At 49.1% G+C, this 2,858-nt stretch carries 3 protein-coding genes; all 3 read left to right on the top strand.

What is annotated here, in order from left to right:
• On the top strand, positions 1-867 hold an 867-nt coding region (locus tag J5224_RS24560; RefSeq protein ID WP_264627839.1), incomplete at its 5' end, for an aminotransferase class I/II-fold pyridoxal phosphate-dependent enzyme.
• A 405-nt stretch (positions 868-1,272) separates the two neighbouring features.
• Positions 1,273-2,241 carry a Bug family tripartite tricarboxylate transporter substrate binding protein gene (locus J5224_RS24555; protein WP_264627838.1) on the top strand — a complete coding sequence of 323 codons (969 nt, stop codon included), beginning with the start codon at positions 1,273-1,275 and terminating at the stop codon, positions 2,239-2,241.
• 78 nt (positions 2,242-2,319) lie between these two features.
• Entirely contained in the window at positions 2,320-2,748 is a 429-nt protein-coding gene (locus J5224_RS24550) for a tripartite tricarboxylate transporter TctB family protein (protein ID WP_264627837.1), read from the top strand.
• Positions 2,749-2,858: the final 110 nt, after the last annotated feature.

Here is a 2,858-nt window from a genome sequence, read left to right as displayed (position 1 = left end):
TGGGATGAAGTACAGGCTGCCATCACTGCGCGTACCCGCATGATCATCCTCAACTCGCCGCATAATCCGAGCGGCCAGGTGCTAGGTGCTGACGATCTGACGCAATTGGCACGACTGACACACAATACCGATATTGTGATCCTCTCTGACGAAGTCTACGAACACGTGGTGTTTGACGGCCAGCGTCATCACAGCATGGCGACTCACAATGAACTGGCTTCACGTAGTGTGATCGTCTCGTCGTTCGGTAAAACGTTTCATGTCACTGGCTGGCGCGTCGGTTACTGCTTAGCCCCCGCCGCGTTGATGGACGAGATCCTGAAAATCCACCAATTTATGATGTTTTCCGCCGACACGCCGATGCAGTACGCCTTTGCGGAGTATATGGCGGACCCGGCAACCTACCTGTCACTCGGAACGTTCTATCAACACAAACGCGATCTACTGGTGAGTGCCTTACAGAACGGCCTATTTGAATTATTGCCCGCCGCCGGTTCGTTCTTCATGTTGGCGAGCTTTGCCAACTTCAGCGATGAAAGTGACAGCGACATGGTAAAACGACTGATTAAAGACCAGAATCTGGCCTATGAAGATCTGGCGGCAGGCCGCCTGGACGGCACGCTGGTGATGGCCGCAGCAGGACAATCCGGTTTCCTGGATAAACCGGAAGGTAAAGGTTTTGGCTTTATTGGCAAGGCGGTGGACGACGCGACTATTCTCGGTAGCGGCATCGGTTTCGGCCTGCGTAAAAGCGACACGGCGCTAAAAGTGGCGTTGGATAAAGCCATCAAGCAGGTGCAGGATGACGGCACGGTCGAGAAACTGGCGAAAAAATACTTCCCTGGTTTTGATGTGCGGGTGCAGTAATCCACGCTTTGCGCGGCCTTCCATTGGCGCGACGGAAATGAAACAAGAAGGCCTGCGCGATTGCGCGGGCCTTCTTGTTGGCAACGGCTTTCTAATGAACGGGGAATATTAATACAATAATGGAATTGGCAAAGAAAATATTTCACATGAGTCTATAAAACGCATTTTATTATCGGCCCTTTAGCTATTATCAAAGAGCAACAGATTGCAGTCTGTCTGTGTGGTTTTGAGAAAGCAAAGCAGAAAATTTGCTTTGACAAAAAATAAACTGCATGAGAGGTTTATTTTAATGGGGTTAGAAATTTAATTTATTCAGATTCAGTGATAATAAAAGCATTAGCCTATATCGATAACTGTTTTATATCATTTTAAACGATGGGTTTTTATTGCACAGGGGCAATAATAATGAACACTGTTAGTCGTGTTATCCTCTTTTTATTTCTAATGTTTTCTGCTGTTTTCACCGCGCAGGCTTATCCCGAACGACCAATTCGCTTCATCGTGCCATTCAATCCCGGTGGTGGCCAAGACATCCTTATTCGGCATATTACGCCTAAAGTCAGTGATATCCTCGGGCAGCAGCTTGTGGTAGAAAACCGACCCGGGGCGGCTGGCACATTAGGGGCGTTGGCTGTTGCTAATGCTAAACCGGATGGTTATACCATCGGTTTGGGGAGTTCATCGACCCATGCAGCGAACGTGTCACAGATAGCGGGGCTCTCCTATAACCCGGTCACGGATTTTGAACCCGTTGCTCTGTTGGCCGAATTTATTTCGCCGCTGGTGGTCACTGCAAGTTTGCCGGTTAATTCAGTTGATGAGTTGATCCAACTGCTGAAAGCAAATCCGGGTAAATATAATTACGCGTCTGCCGGGCAAGGTTCACCAACGCGATTCAAAGCCATTTTGTTTAATCAAATCGCAGGTGTTAATACCGTCGAAATCCCTTACAGTGGCTCCGCTCCTGCGTTGGTGGACCTTGTGGGTGGTCGCGTTGCGTTATTGTTTGATGGAATGGCGGCAACGGCTCCCTTGGTGAAAGCGAATAAATTGAAGATATTGGCTATTTCCTCTCCCGAACGTCTCCCGGAGTATCCCACTATACCGACATTGGATGAACTCGGTATCAAAGGGATCAATGCCAATGCCTGGGCAGCCGTCTTTGCGCCTGCGGGGACGCCCCAGCCCGTGGTGGAAAAGCTCAACCTAGCCTTTAATCAGGCGATTAACGACCCGGCTATCCGCGCTAAATTGACCGAGCTTGGCTATCAACCCTATGGAAATATTGCGCCACCGGCATTGCGTGATTTTGTGAAGAGCGAAATTGCTGAATGGGCACGCTTATCGAAACTGGCTGGCATTGAAGCAAAATAATCGTGATAGCGGGATAACGGATTTATCCTGCTGATATCACGCTCTCGTTGGTCTTTTTCGGAAGCGATCGACGATACCGTGTCGGGTGGGTTTCTACTGCTCATCGGTAGTGCTGCAATGACGATAGCGATCGTCAAATACCCTGTAGGAAACGCATCGCAAATGGGGCCGGGCTATGTTCCCGCGCTTCTTGGTGGATTGCTTGCTCTGTTGGGTTTTATCATTGCATTGCGAGGAACGTTAAGCCAGGTTTGGAAAACCGATAAATTTCATTCAGCCGTGCGTCCGCTGTTTTTTATTCTCGGTGTGATTATTCTGTTTGGATACATCATCAGCGTAGCGGGAGTGATTGTATCCAGTGCGTTGGCTATTGCCGGTGCTGCACTGGGTACGCGAGAAACGCGAACCAAAGAGATTATTATCCTGGCGATTATTATGGCCGGACTATCGGATCTTTTCTTTGTAAAAGTACTCGCTATTCCGTTTAACGAGTGGCCCCTGCAATGAGCGAATTGTTTAACGGTTTTGCCAGCGGTCTGGATGCCGTATTCACCCTGAATAATCTCTTCTATTGCTTTCTCGGTGCCCTGCTAGGGACATTTGTCGGTGTCTTGCCC

It is taken from the genome of Candidatus Symbiopectobacterium sp. NZEC135, from assembly GCF_025962695.1.
This window is presented reverse-complemented; position numbering and strand designations above follow the sequence as displayed.